Raw genomic sequence first — 15,875 nt, 5'->3', positions numbered from 1 at the left:
GCAGTATACCCAGTCCATGGAAGGGGCGCAGGGGCACGCCCCGGTTCAGCCGACCTTCATGCGCCCCCGGGTAAAATGGTGGGGTGCTCGAGAACCGCAAGGCGCGCCACGACTACGAGATACTCGAAACCTACGAGGCGGGGATCGCCTTGAAGGGCACTGAGGTCAAGTCGGTCCGGGCCGGCAAGGTGGACTTTACCGGAGCGTTCGCGCGCTTCGACAACGGCGAGCTCTGGCTCGAAGACCTCTACATCGCGCCCTACGAAAAGGGCTCGTACAGCAACCACGAACCCCGGCGCCGCCGCAAGCTGCTGCTGCACCGCCACGAGCTGAACAAGCTGCGCGGCCGGGTCGAGCAGAAGGGGCTGACGCTGGTGCCGCTCAAGATCTACTTCAACGAACGGGGGTACGCCAAGGTGCTGCTCGCGCTCGCCCGCGGCAAGCGCGACTACCAGAAGAAGCAGGACGACAAGAAGCGCGCCGTGGAACGGGAGCTGGAAAAGTGGTACTGAAACGCCCGATCCTGGCGCTCACCCTGCTCCTGGCCGCCGCCTTCGCCCAGTCCGAAAAGCCGCTCTTGGCCGGCGGCACCCTCCTCACCGCGGTGTACCCGGGCGACTTTGGCGTCTCCTACGTCGAGGCGCAGCCGTTCGCCCGCGCCCTGGGCTTGCTCTACTGGCAGGACCAGGGGCAGCTGATCCTGGGGCTGGGGGCCCGCCGCCTGCGCTACGTGGCCACCCCGGTGCCGGCTTCCAAGACGGCGCTTAAGAAGCTGGTGACCGCCGAGCAGCCGCCGGCGCTGCGCGACGGCGACCGCGTCCTGATTCCGCTGCGCGCGACCTCCCGGGCGCTGGGGGCGTTGTACAGCGGCAGCGAAACCTCGCTCAGGGTGCTGCTGCCCGAAGCCACGCTGCGCGGTCTGAGCCACCGCGTCGAAGGCGGACGGGACGTCTTGGTGCTGAAGCTGGACCGCGACCTCAACGCCGCTCCGGCGGGGGCGGGGAGCTGGTGGTTGTTGGGGTTGCGCGCCGAGGAGCAGGTGCGGGAGGTGCTGGGGCTGTACCTCAGCCGCGTCCGTTTCGAACCCGGCCCTTACGGCGCCCGCCTCGTGCTGGAAGGGGCCGAGGGTTGGCCGGTGGAGGTGGCCTACTTTCCTTCGGAGGTGCGGTTCTACGTGGGACCGCGCGCCCAGGCGGCCACCGACCGACGCCCGCTGGTGGTGCTGGACCCGGGCCACGGCGGCGACGACGACGGGGTGCGCTACGGAAACCTCGCCGAAAAGGCGATCGTCCTGAAGGTGGCCCGTGAGGCGGCGCAGCGCCTGCGGCGCATGGGTTACCGCGTCGTCCTGACCCGCGACGGCGACGAGAACCCCAGCGTCTACACCCGGGCGCAGTGGGCGGCCAAGGCCGACGTCTTCATCAGCCTGCACGTCGCCGGCAGCCCGGCGGTGCCGCCCGGACCCGTGCTCTACCGCTACGCGGGGTCGCGCGCCGACGTGCCCGTCTTCGTCGCCCGGGCGCGGACCCTGCTGGACCGGGGCGGCTTCCAGCCGGTGCTGCGCCGCTTCGCGCGTTCTTCCAGCGACGTCGCGGCGCTCAGCGACGCCGTGGAGGAGGCGTTCGGGCGCATCGGGCTGAGCGCCCGGCGCGCCGAGACGCCGCTCTACCTCCTCGAGCACGCCCCCGGGGCGGCGTTGCTCGTGGAGCTGGGTTCGCTCACCGACGCCAACGACCGCGCCCGCCTCAGCAACGCGGCGCAGCAAAGCGCCTACGCACAGGTCATCGCGCGTGCGGTCGCGCGCTTCCTGGGAGGCCAGCCTTGAAACGCTACCTGACGCTTTGGAACGTGCTCGGCTTGTTGCTCCTCCTCGTCGGGCTCGCCGTCTACCTGGCGAGCAGCCCAGCGCGGCAGAGCGGCGTCGTCAACCTGCCGACCGAGCAGGCGGAGCCGGAGGTTCCCCGGGAGGTCGAACTGCGCCTCTACTTCGCCAAGAACGACGCCACCGGTTTCCTGATCGAGAAACGCAAGGTCACGCTCGCACCCGGGGAATCCGCCTACCAGCGCGCCCTCGACGAGCTGGTCGCCGGACCGACGCAGGGCGCCGCCCCCATCGTCCCATCCGGCTTCCCCCCGCCCACCGTCTTCGTGCGCGGCACCACCGCCTACGTCGACCTGCCGGAGCGGTACGGGCGCCTGGGCTACGGCACCACCGGGGAGACGCTCCTCGTCTACGGCATGGCCTACACGGTGCTCGACCAGGGCCCGGTCGAGGAGGTGCGTTTCCTCTACCGCGGCCAGCCCGCGGCGACCTTGGGGCACCTGTCGCTGCTCGAGCCGATCCGGAGAGCGCGGTGAGCCGACTCCAGGAGCGCATCCGCCGCTTCGACGCGGCCCGCGGTTGGGACCGCGTCCGCCCCGAGCACACCTACCTGCACCTGATGGAGGAGCTCGGTGAGGTGGCCCGCGAGCTGCTGCGACGGGCGGCCTACAAGGAGGGGGCGCCCAACCTGACCGAGGAACTCGCCGACGCCGGGTTACTCTTGTACAAGCTGGCCGACCAGCTCGGGATCGACCTCGAGGCCGCGATGCTGCGCAAGCTCGAAGCGAACGAGGCGCGCTACCCCTTGGCTTCGTCCCGGGAGGCCCTGGAACGCTACCTCGCCCACGACGATGAAGATTGAACGCCTGACCCTGCACGGATTCAAGTCGTTCGCCGACCGCGTGGAACTCCACTTCGACCGCGGGATCTCGGGCGTCATCGGCCCCAACGGTTCCGGCAAGAGCAACGTCGTCGAAGCGATCCGCTTCGTGATGGGTTCACGGGCGCGGGCCCTGCGGGCCCGCGAGGCGGAGGCGCTGATCTTCCACGGGGGCGACGGCCGCAAGCCCATGCCCTTCGCCGAGGTGGAGCTCGTGCTCCGCGACGGACGCGAGCGCTACGTGGTCCGCCGCCGCATCGACCGCTCCGGCGATCAGGACGTGCGCCTCAACGGCAAGCGGGCGACGTTTCGCCAGATCGAGCGGGTGCTCGCAGGAACGGGCCTGGGAAAAAACGCACATGCGCTCGTCGGGCAGGGGGAGGTCTCCACCATTCTGGAGTCCTCCCCGGACGCCCTTCTCGAACGGCTCGAAGACGCCGCCGGCCTCAGGGTCGTGACCCTGGCGCTGCGCGAGACCCGGCAGCGACTTGAGCGAGCGGCGCGGCACCTGGAAACCCTGCGCGAGCAGCACGCGGGCCGGTTGGCCGAGAAGGCGCGGCTCGTCGCCGAAGCCGAGGAGGCGAAGCGCGCCGAGGCCCTGGCCCGCGAGCGGCTCGCGGTGCAGCGCGGCCTGTTTCGGGCGCGGCGGCGCGCCCTCGAAGAAGAGATCGCCCGGTTGCGGCAGCGCCTTGGCGTGCTCGAGCAGGCGCGTGTGGAGGCCGAGAAGGAGCGCCTGGCCGCCCAAGAGCGTGGAGAGGCGCTCGAGCGCGAGCGATCCGTCGCCGGCGAAGCCTTCGCCCGGGTTCAGGCGCGCCACGCCGCGCTCGAAAGCGAGCGCGGTTTCCTCGCGCGTGAACGCGCACAGCTGCACAGCGCCCTCGAAAGGCTGGCGGCCGAGCGCAGCCGCCTCGACGAAGAGGCCGCGCGCCTGGCGCAGCTGCAGCCGCCCGAACCCCCGTCGCCGCCGGGTCCCGAAGAGGAGAGGGCGCGCTTGCACGCGGCGTGGGAGGAGCTCGCGACCGAGACCGCCCAGGCCGAGGAGGCCGCGCGGGCCGCCGAGCGGGCCTACGCCGAACAGCAGCGCGCCTTTCGGGAGTACCGCGAGGCGCTGGCGCGCTACGAAGCGGCGCGCGAGGCCCACGCGCTCGCACGCAAGGAGCGGGACCGCTGGGCGCAGGCGCTGGCGGAGGCCGAGCGCGCGCTCGAGGGGGCGCGGGCGGCGCGGGACGAGGCCGCCGCCCGGGACGCCGAGCTGCGCGCGACGCTCGAAGGGCTGCGGGATCGGGCGGGCCGCCTGCGGGCCGAGCTCGAGGCCGCGCGGCGCGAGGCCGATCGGCTGGAAAAATTGGTGGCGGGCGGTTCCGATCTTGCCGAAGGTCCGCGCCGGCTCGTGCGCTGGCGCCCCGCGGGCATGCTCGGGGTGGTGGCCGACCTGCTCGAGGTGCCGCCAGGCCTGGAGGCCGCCGCCGAGGCCGCTCTGGGCGCCCGCATCCAGTGGGTGCTCATGGAGGACGAGCGCTCCTTGCGGGAGGCGGTGGCGCGCCTGAAGCGCGAGGGCGGTCGGGCCACCCTGCTGGCGCGGGACCTGGCCCGGCCGCGCACCGGCGACCTGGGCCCCTGGCTCGGACGCGAAGGGGTGGTCGGGGCCGCCCGGGAAATCTTCGCGGTCCGCGGCGAGCGCAAACTTACCGACGCCCTCTTCGGGGACACCCTGGTCGTCGAGGACCTCGAGGTGGCGCTCGCGCTGGCGCGGGAGAAGCGTCGCGTGCGCATGGTCACCCTCGCGGGGGAGGTCGTCGAGCCCCTGGGGTCGGTCAGCGGAGGCCGGGCCGGGCGCGGTGGCGGCGCGCGCCTGGAGCTCCGCAACCGGCTGCGCAGACTCAACGGCGAGCGGGAGGAGGCCGAGGCCGAGCTGCGCCGCGTCGAGGCGGAAATGCGCGAGCTGGAGGCCGCCCGCACCGCCCTCGAACTCGGGCCGCTGGAGGAGCGCCTCCGCCGCCTCAGCGCCGAACGCGACGCGGCGGCGCGGGCCCTCGAGCGCCTTCCCGAGCCCGGCGCGCTCCCTGAACCGCCCGCGCCCGTCGCCGAGCCGGACGCCGGGCCGTTGGAGGCCGCACGCCGGCGGCTGGAAGTCCTGAATGCGCGCCGCGCGGAGCTGGCGGCGCGGCTCGAGGCCTGGAAGGAGCACGACCGCGACGTCGCCAACCACCGCCTGGCGCTGGAGCGTTACGAGGAGCGGCAGGAGCGCCTGGCCGCCCTGCGGGGGCGCGCGGAGGGGCTGGAGCGGGAGCGGGGCCGCCTGGAGGAGCGCCTGGCCGAGGTCGAGGCGCGCCTGGGCGAGCTGACGCGTGAGCTGGAAGCCCTCGGTCTCGAAGGCCTTCGCGTGCGCGTGCGCGCGCTCGAGGAGGAAGCCCGGGAGGTCAAGGCGCGGCAGCAGGCGTGGCTCGAACGGCTCGCTGCGATCGCCGGCGAGACCGAGGAGGCCCGGCTGCTGCTCGCCCGCCGCGAGGCCACGCTGGAGGAGGTCCTGCGCGAGGGGGCCGAGCTGCCGCCCGGCGACCACGTCGAGGGCACGGTGCGCAAGCTGCAGCTGCGCCTGCGCGAGATCGAGCGCGAGCTCGAGGGCATCGGCCCCGTCAACCACCGCGCCGCCCAGGCCCTGGAGCAGCTGCAGGCGGAGCTGGGCGAGGTGGAGCGGGCGCTGGGCGAGGCGGAGGAGGCGGCCCGCAAACTCACCCTCGAGACCGAGGAGCTGCGCGAGGCCTACGACCGGCAGCTGCAACGGGCCTTCGCCCGCTTCCGCGAGCGCTTCGCCTACTACGGCCGCGCCCTCCTGGGGGGCATGGCCGACGTGAAACTGGACGAGGAGGGGCTGCACCTCATCGTCCAACCGCAAGGCAAGCGCACCCGCGACCTGCGCCTGCTCTCGACCGGCGAGAAGACGATGGGCGCCTTGGGTTTCCTTTTCGCGCTCGCCGAGGTGGGGGAGGGGAGCCTGCCCATCGCCGTCCTCGACGAGGTGGACGCCCCCCTCGACGAGTCCAACATCCTGCGCTTCGTCGGTTTCCTGCGCGACTTCGCGCGCGAGCGGCAGTTCATCCTGGTCACCCACCAGAAGCGGACGATGGAGGCTTGCGACGTTTTGTGGGGCGTGACCAACCGCGGCGGGGCCAGCCTGGTCTACAGCCTGCGCCGCGAAGAGGCGGGCTCATGAGCTGGCGCGCCTACGCCCTCGTCGCGGTACCCCTCGCGCTGGCGGCGGAGTACCTGAACTGGGGCGGGGTCTGGGTCTTCCTGCTCTCCGCGCTCGCGCTGCTGCCGCTCGCCGCCTGGATGGGGCGGGCCACCGAGGAACTGGCCGCGCGCGCGGGCAGCACCGCCGGCGGCCTGCTCAACGCCACCTTCGGCAACGCCGCGGAGCTCATCATCGCAGTCATCGCCTTGAACGCCGGCAAGGTCGAGGTGGTCAAGGCTTCGATTTCGGGCTCCCTGCTTTCCAACCTGCTCCTGGTGCTGGGGCTCTCCATCCTGCTGGGCGGCCTGCGGCACCACCGGCAGCGCTTCAACGCCCAGGCGGCGGGCCTGCTCACCACCTTGCTCACCCTCGCCCTCGTCGCCTTCATGCTGCCCGCCTTCTTCGACCTGGCGGAGCGCACCTTCTACGGGATCCGCGACCCGGCGCTGCCCGACGCCGCTTACAGCCTGGCCGTGGCCGGGGTGCTGATCGCCGTCTACCTGGCGAACCTCTGGTTCTCGCTGGTCACCCACCGCGACCTCGTCGGCGGGCTCGAGGAAAGGCACGCGCCCGAATGGAGCCCCGGCCTCGCCGTGGGCGTGCTGCTGGCCTCGACGGTCGGCGTTGCCGTCGTTTCGGAGCTGCTCGTGGGCAACATCGAGGCGGCCACAAAGACGCTTGGCCTCTCCGAGTTCTTCGTGGGGATCATCATAATCCCGCTCGTCGGCAACGCCGCCGAGCACCTGGCGGCGGTCTCCTTCGCCGTGCGCAACAAGATGGACCTCGCCGTCCAGATCGCGGTGGGCTCGAGCCTGCAGATCGCGCTTTTGGTCGCGCCGATCCTGGTCATCTGGGGCTGGGCGGTGGGGCGGCCCTTCGACCTCGTCTTCCACAATCCGCTGGAGATCGCGGGGCTTGCGGCCTCGATCGTGATCACCAACGCCGTGGTGCGCGACGGCGAGACCCACTGGCTCGAGGGCGTGATGCTCCTCGGCGTTTACGCGCTACTCGGCTTCGCCTTCTTCTACACCCCGCGCTAGCGCCGCGCGCACGCGGCGGGGAAGACCGGCGAGCACCCGCGCGTAGCTGTGGTCGATCAGCTCCTCCACCAGCGCCCGGGGTAGGGTGCCGTCGAGCACCAGGGTGTTCCAGTGGCGCTTGTTCATGTGGTAGCCGGGGAGGACGTGGTCGGGGTAGCGCGCCCGCAGCTCCAGGGCCCGTTCGGGGTCGCACTTGAGGTTGAGGCGCACGGGGTCGGCGCGCAGGCTGGTGAGCAGGAAGATCTTGCCGCCGACCTTCAGCGTCAGGGTTTCGAAGTCGAAGGGGAAGTCCTCGCGCACCCCGGGCAGCCGGCGGGCGTGGTCGAGGACGTCCTGCAGCAGGGTCACGCCTCGTCCTCCAACCGGTCCACCGCGTCGCGCAGGCCTTCGAGGTCCATCTTGGCGTAGATGGCGCTGGTGTTGACGTTGGCGTGCCCCAGCAGGCGCGCGGTCACGTGCAGGTCGCCGGTGGCGCGGTAGAAGCGGGTGCCCGCAGTGTGGCGCAGCATGTGGGCGCCCCGGTAGCGGGGAGGGAAGCCCAGCGCCTCGTAGTAGCGCGCCAGCCGCTTGCGCAGCAGGCTGGCGGAGAGGCGGCGGCCGCGGTTCTTGCGCCCCCCGGTGTTGACGAAGAGGGCGCTTTCGCCGGGTTCGGCGTAGGCCCGGCGCAGCCGCCGCCAGGCGGCCAGCTCGGCGGCGAGGCCGCGGGTGACGGGGACGGTGCGCTGCTTGCCGCCCTTGCCCGAACGCACCACCACCAGCCGTTCGGCCTCCAGGAAGTCGGCCTCGTCCAAGTGAATGACTTCACTTATGCGCAGCCCCGCCTCGGCCATCAACCGCACCATCGCCCGGTCGCGGAGCTTGCCGGCGTCCTCGGGGTCGTCCAGGTGCTCGAGCAGCCGCCGGTAGAGCTCGAGCGGCAGCGCCGGGCGGCGTTCCTCGCGCGGCGTGGGGTCGGCGGGGGCGTGCACGTCGTCCGGAGCGACCGCGGCCCCGGCCCACTCGAGCGCCCGGTAGAAGGCGCGCACGCCGGCCAGGTAGGTGGCCACGCTCGCGGGCTTCAGCGGGCGGGCGTTCTCCGGCAGGTGACCGCCGCGGGTCTGCAGCTCGTTGAGGTAGCGATCGAGGTCGTCGCCCGTGGCCTTCAGGATCGGCACCCGGGGCCCGGGCGCGCCCTCGGGCCAGGCCCAGGCCAGGAAGTCGCGCAGCGCGGTGCGGTAGGTGCGCAGGGTCTCGGGGCTGACGAGCGCCTTCTTGCGACCCTTGAGGAAGAGGTAGGCCTCCAGCAGTTCGACGAGCCGTGCCTCGTCGCGTTCGTGGGCGGCCTTCACCGCCCACAGCCGGCGCTTGGCGGGGTCGGACCAGTTGGCCAGGGGCTCGAGCATGCCTCAGGATAGCATATTCCTGTTAAGGGTTATTAACGGGAATATGATGCGGCCCGAAAAGGAGGCCGAGAAGCGGTGCCGCGAAGCCCCGCGTCCGTGGGGCGGACGCGGGCTGCGGTTCTTCCGGCTTTAGCGCAGCGGCCAGGGCACCCACTTGCCGAAGGCGTCCTTGGCGGTGTGGTCGATATAAGCGCCGTACCCTCCGAGCGCGAAGACCGCGGCGCCCACGAGCAGCAGCACGACGACGAGCAGCCGCCACCCCGGAGAGCGGTACGCCAGCGGCGTCAAGACGGCGGCCAGCCCCAGCGCGCCGTAGCCGAGGGCCCACATTAAGGGCGCGCGCGACAGCCCGTGCTGCAAGATGGCGACCGAAAGGGCCAGCAGCGCAAAGCCGCCGAACAAGGCGGTCCAGGTGAGTGGAGCGAGATCTTGCCCGTGCCAGATCGCGAACCCCGTCAGCAGCAGCACCACGCCAAAGAAGAGGGCGGGCTCCCCCATCACGATGTTGTAGGCCCCCGGCAGCGGCCAGGTCAGGGTGACGTGCAGCCCGGGCACGGCCAGCAACAGCCCCGAGGCCCAGAAGGCATAGGCCCAGGGTCTGCGTTCGTCCGGTGAGGCCCGGTCGAGGTACAGGTAACCGTAAACCGCGGTAAAAACTGCGCCCATGACCACCGCGACCATCATGACCGTCAGGTAATCGATGAACATGCTGTACCCCCTTTCAAACTCATGATCGTATAATCAAACGGTCAAGGATAGGGACAATTGGCTTCTGCGGCCCGAGCGAAGACGGCCGCCCTTGCTCAACGCCAAAGGCCCAGCAGCGCGGCCGGGAGCCGGGCCGCTTAAGTGCTAAAATGGCGCCGTGATTCGCGCCGTCAAGGGAACCCACGACCTGCTCGGAACCGCCCTGGCCTACCACCGCACCGTCGTCGAGGCGACCCGCCGCTGGGCCGAGGCCGCGGGCGCTGAGGAGATCGCCACGCCGATCTTCGAGCACACCGAGGTCTTCGAGCGCGGCGTGGGCCGGACGACCGACATCGTGCAAAAGGAGATGTTCACCTTCAGCGACCGCGGCGGCCGCTCGCTGACGCTCCGCCCCGAGGGCACCGCCGGGGTCGTGCGCGCCTACCTGGAGCACGGCATGAAGGTCTGGCCGCAGCCGGTGCGGTTGTGGTACGCGGGCCCCATGTTCCGCGCCGAGCGGCCCCAGAAGGGCCGCCAGCGCCAGTTCCACCAGACCGGTTACGAGGTGATCGGCGCGGCCGAGCCCGAGGTCGACGCCGAGGCCGTGGTGCTTTCCTGGCGGATTCTCGCCGGCCTGGGGCTCTCGCGGATGCGCCTCAAGCTGGGATCGGTGGGCGACGCCGAAGACCGCGCGCGCTACAACGCCTACCTGCGCGAGCGTCTGGCACCCCACGCCCAGCGGCTTTCCGAAGATTCGCGGCGCCGCCTCGAGACCAACCCCATGCGCATCCTCGATTCCAAGGCCGAGGCCGACCGGCGCCTGCTCGAGGCGCTGGAGGTGCGCCCGATGCTCGACTTTTTGGGCGAGGCCGCGCGCGCACATTTCGAAGCGGTGCAGGCGCGCCTGCGGGCGCTCGGCGTGCCCTTCGAGGTCGACCCCACGATCGTGCGGGGGCTCGACTACTACGTGCGCACCTCCTGGGAAATACATCACGAGCTTTTGGGCGCCCAGTCCGCCCTGGGCGGCGGGGGCCGCTACGACGGCCTCAGCGAGCTTCTGGGCGGCCCCCCGGCGCCGGGGGTCGGCTGGGCGCTGGGGGTCGAGCGCGTCGCCCTGGCCATGGAGGCCGAGGGCCTCTCCCCTGCCCCCGCGCCCGGCCTCGACCTCTACGTGGTGCCGCTCGAGCCCGATCTGGTGCCGCGTGCGCTGGAGATGGCCGCACACTTCTGGCCCGAGCTGCGCGTGCAGTACGCGCTCAAGGCGCGCAGGCCGGGCAAGGGCCTGCAGGAGGCGGAAAGGAAGGGGGCGCGCTTCGCGGGCCTCCTCGGCTCCGACGAGGCCGCGGCGGGCACGCTGACGGTCAAGGACCTGAAGACCGGCCAGCAGCGCACGCTGCGTCCGGATGAAGTGAAAGAATGGATTCGAGGTGGAACGGCGTGAAACGCACCCATTACTGCGGTGAACTGAACGAACGGCACGAAGGCGAACGGGTCCTGTTGCAGGGCTGGGTCAACCGCCGGCGCGACCTGGGCGGCCTCGTCTTCCTGGACCTGCGCGACCGAACCGGGCTGGTGCAGGTCGTCGTGGATCCCGAGAGTCCCGCCTTCGCCGAAGCCGAGCGCGTCCGCGGCGAGTACGTTCTCGAAATCGAGGGCACGGTCCGCGCCCGTCCCGCCGACCAGGTGAACCCCGAGCTGGCGACGGGGCGCGTCGAGGTCGCGGCCGCGCGCCTTGAGGTGCTGAACGAGGCGGCGACGCCGCCGTTCCCGGTGGACGCCTCCTGGCGCGGCGAGGACGACCCCGCGGAGCGCGTGAACGAGGACCTGCGCCTCAAGTACCGCTACCTCGACCTGCGGCGTAAGCCGATGCTGGACCGTCTGCGGCTGCGCCACACGGTCATCAAGGCCATCTGGGACTTCCTCAGCGCCGAGGGCTTCGTGCAGGTGGAGACCCCCTTCCTCACCCGCAGCACTCCGGAGGGAGCGCGCGACTTCCTGGTGCCCAGCCGGCTCGAGCCCGGCAAGTTCTATGCGCTGCCGCAGTCGCCGCAGCTCTTCAAGCAGATGCTGATGATCGCGGGGGTGGACCGCTACTTCCAGATCGCCCGCTGCTTCCGCGACGAGGACCTGCGCGCCGACCGCCAGCCCGACTTCACCCAGCTGGACCTGGAGATGTCCTTCGTAAGCCAGGAGGACATCTGGGCGATCAACGAGCGGCTCGTGGCCCACGTATTCCGCGAGGCGCTGGGGGTGGAGCTGCCCCTCCCCTTCCCGCGCATGCCCTACCGCGAGGCGCTGGAGCGCTACGGCTCCGACAAGCCCGACACCCGCTTCGGCCTCGAGCTTGAGCCCGCGGACGCGCTCTTCGCGAACTCGAACTTCAACGCCTTCCGCAGCGTGCTGGAGGCCGGGGGCGCGGTGCGCGGCCTGCGGGCGCCGGCCGAGCTCTCGCGCAAGCAGATCGCGGGGCTGGAAGAAGTGGCCAAGCGCTACGGCGCCAAGGGGCTGGCCTGGGTCAAGGTGGGCGAGGACGGCCTGAGCGGCGGCATCGCCAAGTTCCTGGACGACGGAGCCCTGCGCGCCTGGGGGGCGCGGCCGGGCGAGACCGTGCTCTTCGTCGCCGACCGCTGGAACACCGCGCTCGAGGCCCTGGGTCAGGTGCGCCTGGCGCTCGCCGACCTTCTCGGGATCGAGCGCAGCGGCTGGAACTTCCTCTGGGTCGTCGACTTCCCCTTGCTCGAGTGGGACAGCGACCTGGAGCTGTGGACCTACATGCACCATCCCTTCACCTCCCCCCACCCCGAGGACCTGCCGCTGCTCGAAAGCGACCCGGGCCGGGTGCGGGCGCAGGCCTACGACCTGGTGCTCAACGGCACCGAGGTGGGCGGGGGCTCGATCCGCATCCACCGCATGGAGCTGCAGCAGAAGATGTTCGACGTGCTCGGCATCCCCCGGGAGGAGGCCGAGGAGAAGTTCGGCTTCTTCCTCGAAGCGCTGCGCTACGGCGCGCCGCCGCACGGCGGCATCGCCTGGGGGCTCGACCGCTTCCTGGCGCTGATGAGCGGCGCGGCGAGCATCCGCGAGGTCATCCCCTTCCCCAAGAACCAGTCGGGCCGCGACCCCCTCACCGGCGCGCCGGCGCCGGTCTCCCCGGAGCAGCTGGCGGAGCTGCACCTGAAGATCGAGGAGTAGCCGGTGAAGCTGCCCTACCTGCTCGTCGACGCCTTCACCCGCACCCCGGGCACCGGGAACCGCGCCGCGGTGCTGCTCGACGCGCGCGGGCTCTCGGACGCGCAGATGCGCGGCGTCGCTCAGGAGCTCGAGACCAGCGAGACCGTCTTCGTCACCGACTGGAAGGACAACGTGTTTTCGGTGCGTTTCTTCACCCCCGCCCGCGAGGTCGAGTTCGCGGGGCACGCCGCCATCGCCCTGGCGGTGACGTTGGCGCTTCAGGGGCGCCTCGGCGAAAGCGAGCGGCAGCTCTTCCTGCAGACCCCCGTGGACAACATCCCGGTGCACCTGGAACGCGACGAGGCCGGGGTGATCCAGGCGGTGATGCGCGAACCCGCGCCCCGCTTCCGCGACGTGCTTTCCTGGAGCGCCTTGCGCGAGCTGCTCGAGGCCCTGGGCATCAACGAGCGCTACCTGCACCGGGGGCTGCCCAGCGGCGTCGCCTTCAGCGGCCTGTGGTCCGCCTTCGTGCCCCTGATCGCGCCCGGGCTGGTCGACGAGCTCGAGCCCGACATGGAACGGTTGGTCGAGATCTGCTCGGCGCTCGAAGTCGACACCGTGCACGCCTACGCGCCGGTGGGTCCGCGGGCCTACTACGCTCGCGACTTCGCCCCCGCCCTGGGGATCCCCGAGGATCCCGTAACCGGAACCGCGAACGGCGCGCTGGCCGCGCTGCTGGCCCGCGCCGGGGTGGTGCCGCGGCGTGAGGGGTCGGCCGAGATCCAGGTGCTCCAGGGCCACCACCTGGGCGTGCCCGGCGTGGTGCACGTGCGCGTGGAGTACGCCGTCTCGGGTGAGCCCTACGCGGTCTACGTGGGCGGTCCGGCGGTGGTCGCCCACTCGGGATGGATCGGCGTGCGATGATCCGCCTCGTCTTCGTCGACGTCGACGGCACCCTGCACGGGCCGGACGGGGTGCCCGACTGCGCCTGGGCGGCGGCGCGGGAGGCGCGCGCCCACGGGTTGCACCTCTCGCTGGCCACCGGCCGCCCAAGCGCCGGCCGGAGCCTCGACTACGCCCGCCGCCTCGACCCGGAGGGTCTGCACGTCTTTCACCAAGGGGCGCTGGTCGCGCGTGCGGACGGCACCCCGGTGCACGCCGTGCCGCTGCCGCGGACGGCCTACCACCGGATCGTCGACCTGGCCCGCGCCCGCGCCCTCCCCCTCGAGGCCTACACCGCCGAGGGCGGGATCTACGTCGAACGCGCCGCCGCCGATCTGGAGGCCCACGAGCGGCTTTTGGGCGTGCCCTTTTCGCGCGCCGACCTGCAGCGGCTGCCTTTCGCGCAAACGGTCATCCGGGTGCAGTGGGTCGTCCGCCCCGGCCCCGCCTGGGAACGCGTCCGGGCCGCGGTGGACACCCAGGTGGACGGGCGGCTTTCCTGGCACCTGGGCACCAGCCCCGCGACACCGGGGGTGCTCTACGCCTCGCTGCTCGAACGCAGCGCCGGCAAGCTGAGCGCAGCCCGCTGGGTGGCCCAGCGCTTCGGGGTGACGATGCGCGAGGTGGCCATGATCGGCGACGGCGCCAACGACCTTGAGCTGATCCGCGCCGCCGGCGTGGGCATTGCCATGGGCAACGCGCCGGACGAGGTCAAGCAGGCGGCCGACCGCGTGGTTGCGCCGGTGGAGCGCTGCGGCCTCGCCGAAGCGCTGGAGGGCTTGTGGCGCGGGCGTTGATCGCGCTGGACCTCGACGGCACCCTGCTGAGGCACGGGGTCTTCCTTCCCGATGCGCCGCGGTTCCTCGAGCGCCTGCGCGCGGCGGGCCACCTGCTCGCGGTCAACACCGGCCGGTTGCCGGCCGGCTTCGCGCTGGAGGCGGCGCGGCGCATCCACCCGGACGGCCTGCACGCCTTTTCCGACGGCGCGCTGATCGCCGACGCCCGCGGCCGCATCCGCAGCCGCCGGACGCTCAGCGGCTCCGCGGTGCGGCGGCTGCTCGAGGTCCTCCACGCGCACGAACTCAGCGCCGAGTTCCACACCGCCCTGGGCGTCCGCTACCACCTGGCGACCCGGCCGCCCGAAGACCGCCACGAGCACGTAGCCGCGACGGGAACGCCCTCCTTCGCCATCGATCCCGAGGCCGTGCCCGGCCTGCCCCTCGTGGGGGTCTGGCTGATGCGGGTTCCCACAAGCCGCCTGGAGCAGTTGCGCACGGAACTGGGCCAGGGGGTTCGCATCGAGGCCTACGGCCCCCGTGAAGACCACTGGATCCTCGGCCTCAAGCCGCCCGCGGGGCACAAGGGCACGGGGTTGCTCGAGCTGGCCCGCCGTTACGGCGTCGCGCCCGAGGCCACCGTGATGCTGGGCGACGGCCTCAACGATCTCGGCGGGCTCGAAACCGCGGGGCTGGGCATCGCCGTGGGCAACGCCCCGGAGTTCGTGCAGCAGGCCGCCGACCGCGTGGTCGCGCCCGCGGACGAAGGCGGTCTGCTCGAGGCCGCCGAGCTGATCCTGCAGACCTACGGCCGGGCCCGGGCCCGGCCGTAGGGCGAGCGCGAATCCGCTTCAGTGCGGCAGCACGTCCCGCAACAGGCCGTAGACCCAGGTCCCCAGTATCATTCCGGCGAAGAGGACCAGGTAGGCCGGCCAGCCGGCGCCGATCAGCGCCAGCGTGGGCCCCGGGCAGGCGCCCGCCAGCGCCCAACCCAGACCGAAGATCGTCCCCCCGACGATGTAGCGGGTCCAGGTGCGGGCCTTGTCGTTGATCCTGATCTCGGGCCCTTCGAGGCTGCGCTTCCCCCGCAACAGCCAGACGCCGATCATGGCCACGAGGATCGCGGACATGATCATGCCGTACATGTGGAAGGCCCCGAACTGGAACATTTCCTGGATACGGTACCAGGAAGCCGCTTGCGACTGCACCAGGGTGACGCCGCCGAGGACGCCCACCAAGAAGTAAGCCAGACCGAAGAGGAACCTCATCCGGCACCTCCCGTGATCCAGGCGACCAGTCCGGGCAGGATCCACCAGGCCCCGATCAGGCCGCCCACGAAGAAGAAGATGACCGCCACCAGCGAGGGCAGCTGCCAGGCCGCGATCCCCGTGATCGCGTGGCCCGAGGTGCACCCCCCGCCGTAGCGGGCCCCGAAGCCGATCAAGAAGCCGCCGAGCAGCAAATAGACCCAGACCTTCCAGGAAGCCAGCGCGCTGACCGCGAACAGCTTGACGGGAACGATGGCCTGCGGATCGTCGAGACCCCAGCTCTTGATGCGCTCGAGCACGGTTCCGTTGAGGCTGACCGGGTCTCCCGGGTACAGGTAGCCGGCCAGGAAGCCGCCCGCCAGCAGCCCCAGCGCGAAGAGCAGGTTCCAGGTCTCCTTCTTCCAGTCGTACTGGAAGAAGGCGGGTTTCTTGCCCGGCCACATTGCGCAGACGTGACGCAGGTTGGCCGAGATGCCGAAGTCCTTGTTACCGAGCCAGAGCAAGAGCGGCACGATCAAGCCCAGCAGAGGGCCGGAAACGTACCAGGGCCAGAGTTGCGTCATGATCTCTTGCAAATCCTTCACCTCCCGCTTCGCGCTCATTATTTACCCATGAGCGCCCCATGCTTAGGGCTATCCGTCCCGCATGGGCCTCCGTCGAGCCGAGACGGCG

Annotated in this window: 16 protein-coding genes; 11 read left to right on the top strand and 5 right to left on the bottom strand. The window is 71.6% G+C overall.

Annotation, left to right across the window (positions count from 1 at the left end; translation table 11 throughout):
* Positions 1 to 83 precede the first annotated feature (83 nt).
* The 6 genes from smpB to cax are packed head-to-tail and all read left to right on the top strand — an operon-like array spanning position 84 to position 6,977.
* Positions 84 to 512 (top strand): SsrA-binding protein SmpB, encoded by a 429-nt coding sequence (smpB, locus tag OCEPR_RS05715; protein ID WP_013457762.1) that lies wholly within the window; start codon positions 84 to 86, stop codon positions 510 to 512.
* Positions 503 to 1,825, top strand: coding sequence for an N-acetylmuramoyl-L-alanine amidase family protein (locus OCEPR_RS05710; protein WP_013457761.1), 1,323 nt, complete (start codon positions 503 to 505; stop codon positions 1,823 to 1,825). The genes smpB and OCEPR_RS05710 overlap by 10 nt, the downstream gene beginning before the upstream one ends.
* Positions 1,822 to 2,358: a GerMN domain-containing protein gene (locus tag OCEPR_RS05705; protein WP_013457760.1), complete on the top strand. Its 537-nt coding sequence runs from the start codon at positions 1,822 to 1,824 to the stop codon at positions 2,356 to 2,358. The genes OCEPR_RS05710 and OCEPR_RS05705 overlap by 4 nt, the downstream gene beginning before the upstream one ends.
* Positions 2,355 to 2,684: a MazG-like family protein gene (locus OCEPR_RS05700; RefSeq protein WP_013457759.1), complete on the top strand. Its 330-nt coding sequence runs from the start codon at positions 2,355 to 2,357 to the stop codon at positions 2,682 to 2,684. Before OCEPR_RS05705 ends, OCEPR_RS05700 begins: the two co-directional genes overlap by 4 nt.
* Positions 2,674 to 5,916 (top strand): AAA family ATPase, encoded by a 3,243-nt coding sequence (locus OCEPR_RS05695; protein WP_013457758.1) that lies wholly within the window; start codon positions 2,674 to 2,676, stop codon positions 5,914 to 5,916. Before OCEPR_RS05700 ends, OCEPR_RS05695 begins: the two co-directional genes overlap by 11 nt.
* Positions 5,913 to 6,977 carry a calcium/proton exchanger gene (cax, locus tag OCEPR_RS05690; RefSeq protein WP_013457757.1) on the top strand — a complete coding sequence of 355 codons (1,065 nt, stop codon included), beginning with the start codon at positions 5,913 to 5,915 and terminating at the stop codon, positions 6,975 to 6,977. Before OCEPR_RS05695 ends, cax begins: the two co-directional genes overlap by 4 nt.
* Here the strand turns inward: cax and OCEPR_RS05685 are convergent.
* The 3 genes from OCEPR_RS05685 to OCEPR_RS05675 form a co-directional block, all read right to left on the bottom strand.
* The gene (locus tag OCEPR_RS05685) at positions 6,942 to 7,325 is read right to left on the bottom strand and encodes an MmcQ/YjbR family DNA-binding protein (RefSeq protein WP_013457756.1); all 384 of its coding nucleotides are present in this window, start codon (positions 7,323 to 7,325) and stop codon (positions 6,942 to 6,944) included. The genes cax and OCEPR_RS05685 overlap by 36 nt on opposite strands.
* On the bottom strand, positions 7,322 to 8,359 hold the full coding sequence (locus OCEPR_RS05680) for a tyrosine-type recombinase/integrase (RefSeq protein ID WP_013457755.1): 1,038 nt from the start codon (positions 8,357 to 8,359) through the stop codon (positions 7,322 to 7,324). The genes OCEPR_RS05685 and OCEPR_RS05680 overlap by 4 nt, the downstream gene beginning before the upstream one ends.
* A 129-nt stretch (positions 8,360 to 8,488) precedes the next feature.
* On the bottom strand, positions 8,489 to 9,067 hold the full coding sequence (locus tag OCEPR_RS05675; RefSeq protein WP_013457754.1) for a DUF981 family protein: 579 nt from the start codon (positions 9,065 to 9,067) through the stop codon (positions 8,489 to 8,491).
* A 157-nt stretch (positions 9,068 to 9,224) separates the two neighbouring features.
* Here OCEPR_RS05675 and hisS point away from each other — a divergent pair, with 157 nt between their 5' ends.
* Genes hisS through OCEPR_RS05650 form a run of 5 tightly spaced genes read left to right on the top strand, consistent with a single transcriptional unit; the run spans position 9,225 to position 14,768 of the window.
* Positions 9,225 to 10,487, top strand: a complete 1,263-nt coding sequence (hisS, locus tag OCEPR_RS05670) for a histidine--tRNA ligase (RefSeq protein WP_013457753.1) — start codon at positions 9,225 to 9,227, stop codon at positions 10,485 to 10,487.
* The gene (gene aspS, locus OCEPR_RS05665; RefSeq protein ID WP_013457752.1) at positions 10,484 to 12,238 is read left to right on the top strand and encodes an aspartate--tRNA ligase; all 1,755 of its coding nucleotides are present in this window, start codon (positions 10,484 to 10,486) and stop codon (positions 12,236 to 12,238) included. Before hisS ends, aspS begins: the two co-directional genes overlap by 4 nt.
* A gap of 3 nt (positions 12,239 to 12,241) precedes the next feature.
* The gene (locus tag OCEPR_RS05660; protein ID WP_013457751.1) at positions 12,242 to 13,141 is read left to right on the top strand and encodes a PhzF family phenazine biosynthesis protein; all 900 of its coding nucleotides are present in this window, start codon (positions 12,242 to 12,244) and stop codon (positions 13,139 to 13,141) included.
* Positions 13,138 to 13,956 carry an HAD family hydrolase gene (locus tag OCEPR_RS05655; protein ID WP_013457750.1) on the top strand — a complete coding sequence of 273 codons (819 nt, stop codon included), beginning with the start codon at positions 13,138 to 13,140 and terminating at the stop codon, positions 13,954 to 13,956. Before OCEPR_RS05660 ends, OCEPR_RS05655 begins: the two co-directional genes overlap by 4 nt.
* Positions 13,941 to 14,768, top strand: coding sequence for an HAD family hydrolase (locus tag OCEPR_RS05650; RefSeq protein ID WP_013457749.1), 828 nt, complete (start codon positions 13,941 to 13,943; stop codon positions 14,766 to 14,768). Before OCEPR_RS05655 ends, OCEPR_RS05650 begins: the two co-directional genes overlap by 16 nt.
* 18 nt (positions 14,769 to 14,786) lie before the next feature.
* Here the strand turns inward: OCEPR_RS05650 and OCEPR_RS05645 are convergent, their stop codons facing one another.
* Positions 14,787 to 15,203 (bottom strand): DUF6691 family protein, encoded by a 417-nt coding sequence (locus tag OCEPR_RS05645; RefSeq protein WP_013457748.1) that lies wholly within the window; start codon positions 15,201 to 15,203, stop codon positions 14,787 to 14,789.
* Positions 15,200 to 15,766 carry a YeeE/YedE family protein gene (locus OCEPR_RS05640; RefSeq protein WP_245544472.1) on the bottom strand — a complete coding sequence of 189 codons (567 nt, stop codon included), beginning with the start codon at positions 15,764 to 15,766 and terminating at the stop codon, positions 15,200 to 15,202. The genes OCEPR_RS05645 and OCEPR_RS05640 overlap by 4 nt, the downstream gene beginning before the upstream one ends.
* Between the last annotated feature and the right edge of the window lie 109 nt (positions 15,767 to 15,875).

Source organism: Oceanithermus profundus DSM 14977 (assembly GCF_000183745.1).
Taxonomy (GTDB): Bacteria; Deinococcota; Deinococci; order Deinococcales; family Marinithermaceae; genus Oceanithermus; species Oceanithermus profundus.
The sequence above is the reverse complement of the archived record's forward strand: the minus strand, read 5'-3'. Positions and strand labels throughout refer to the sequence as shown.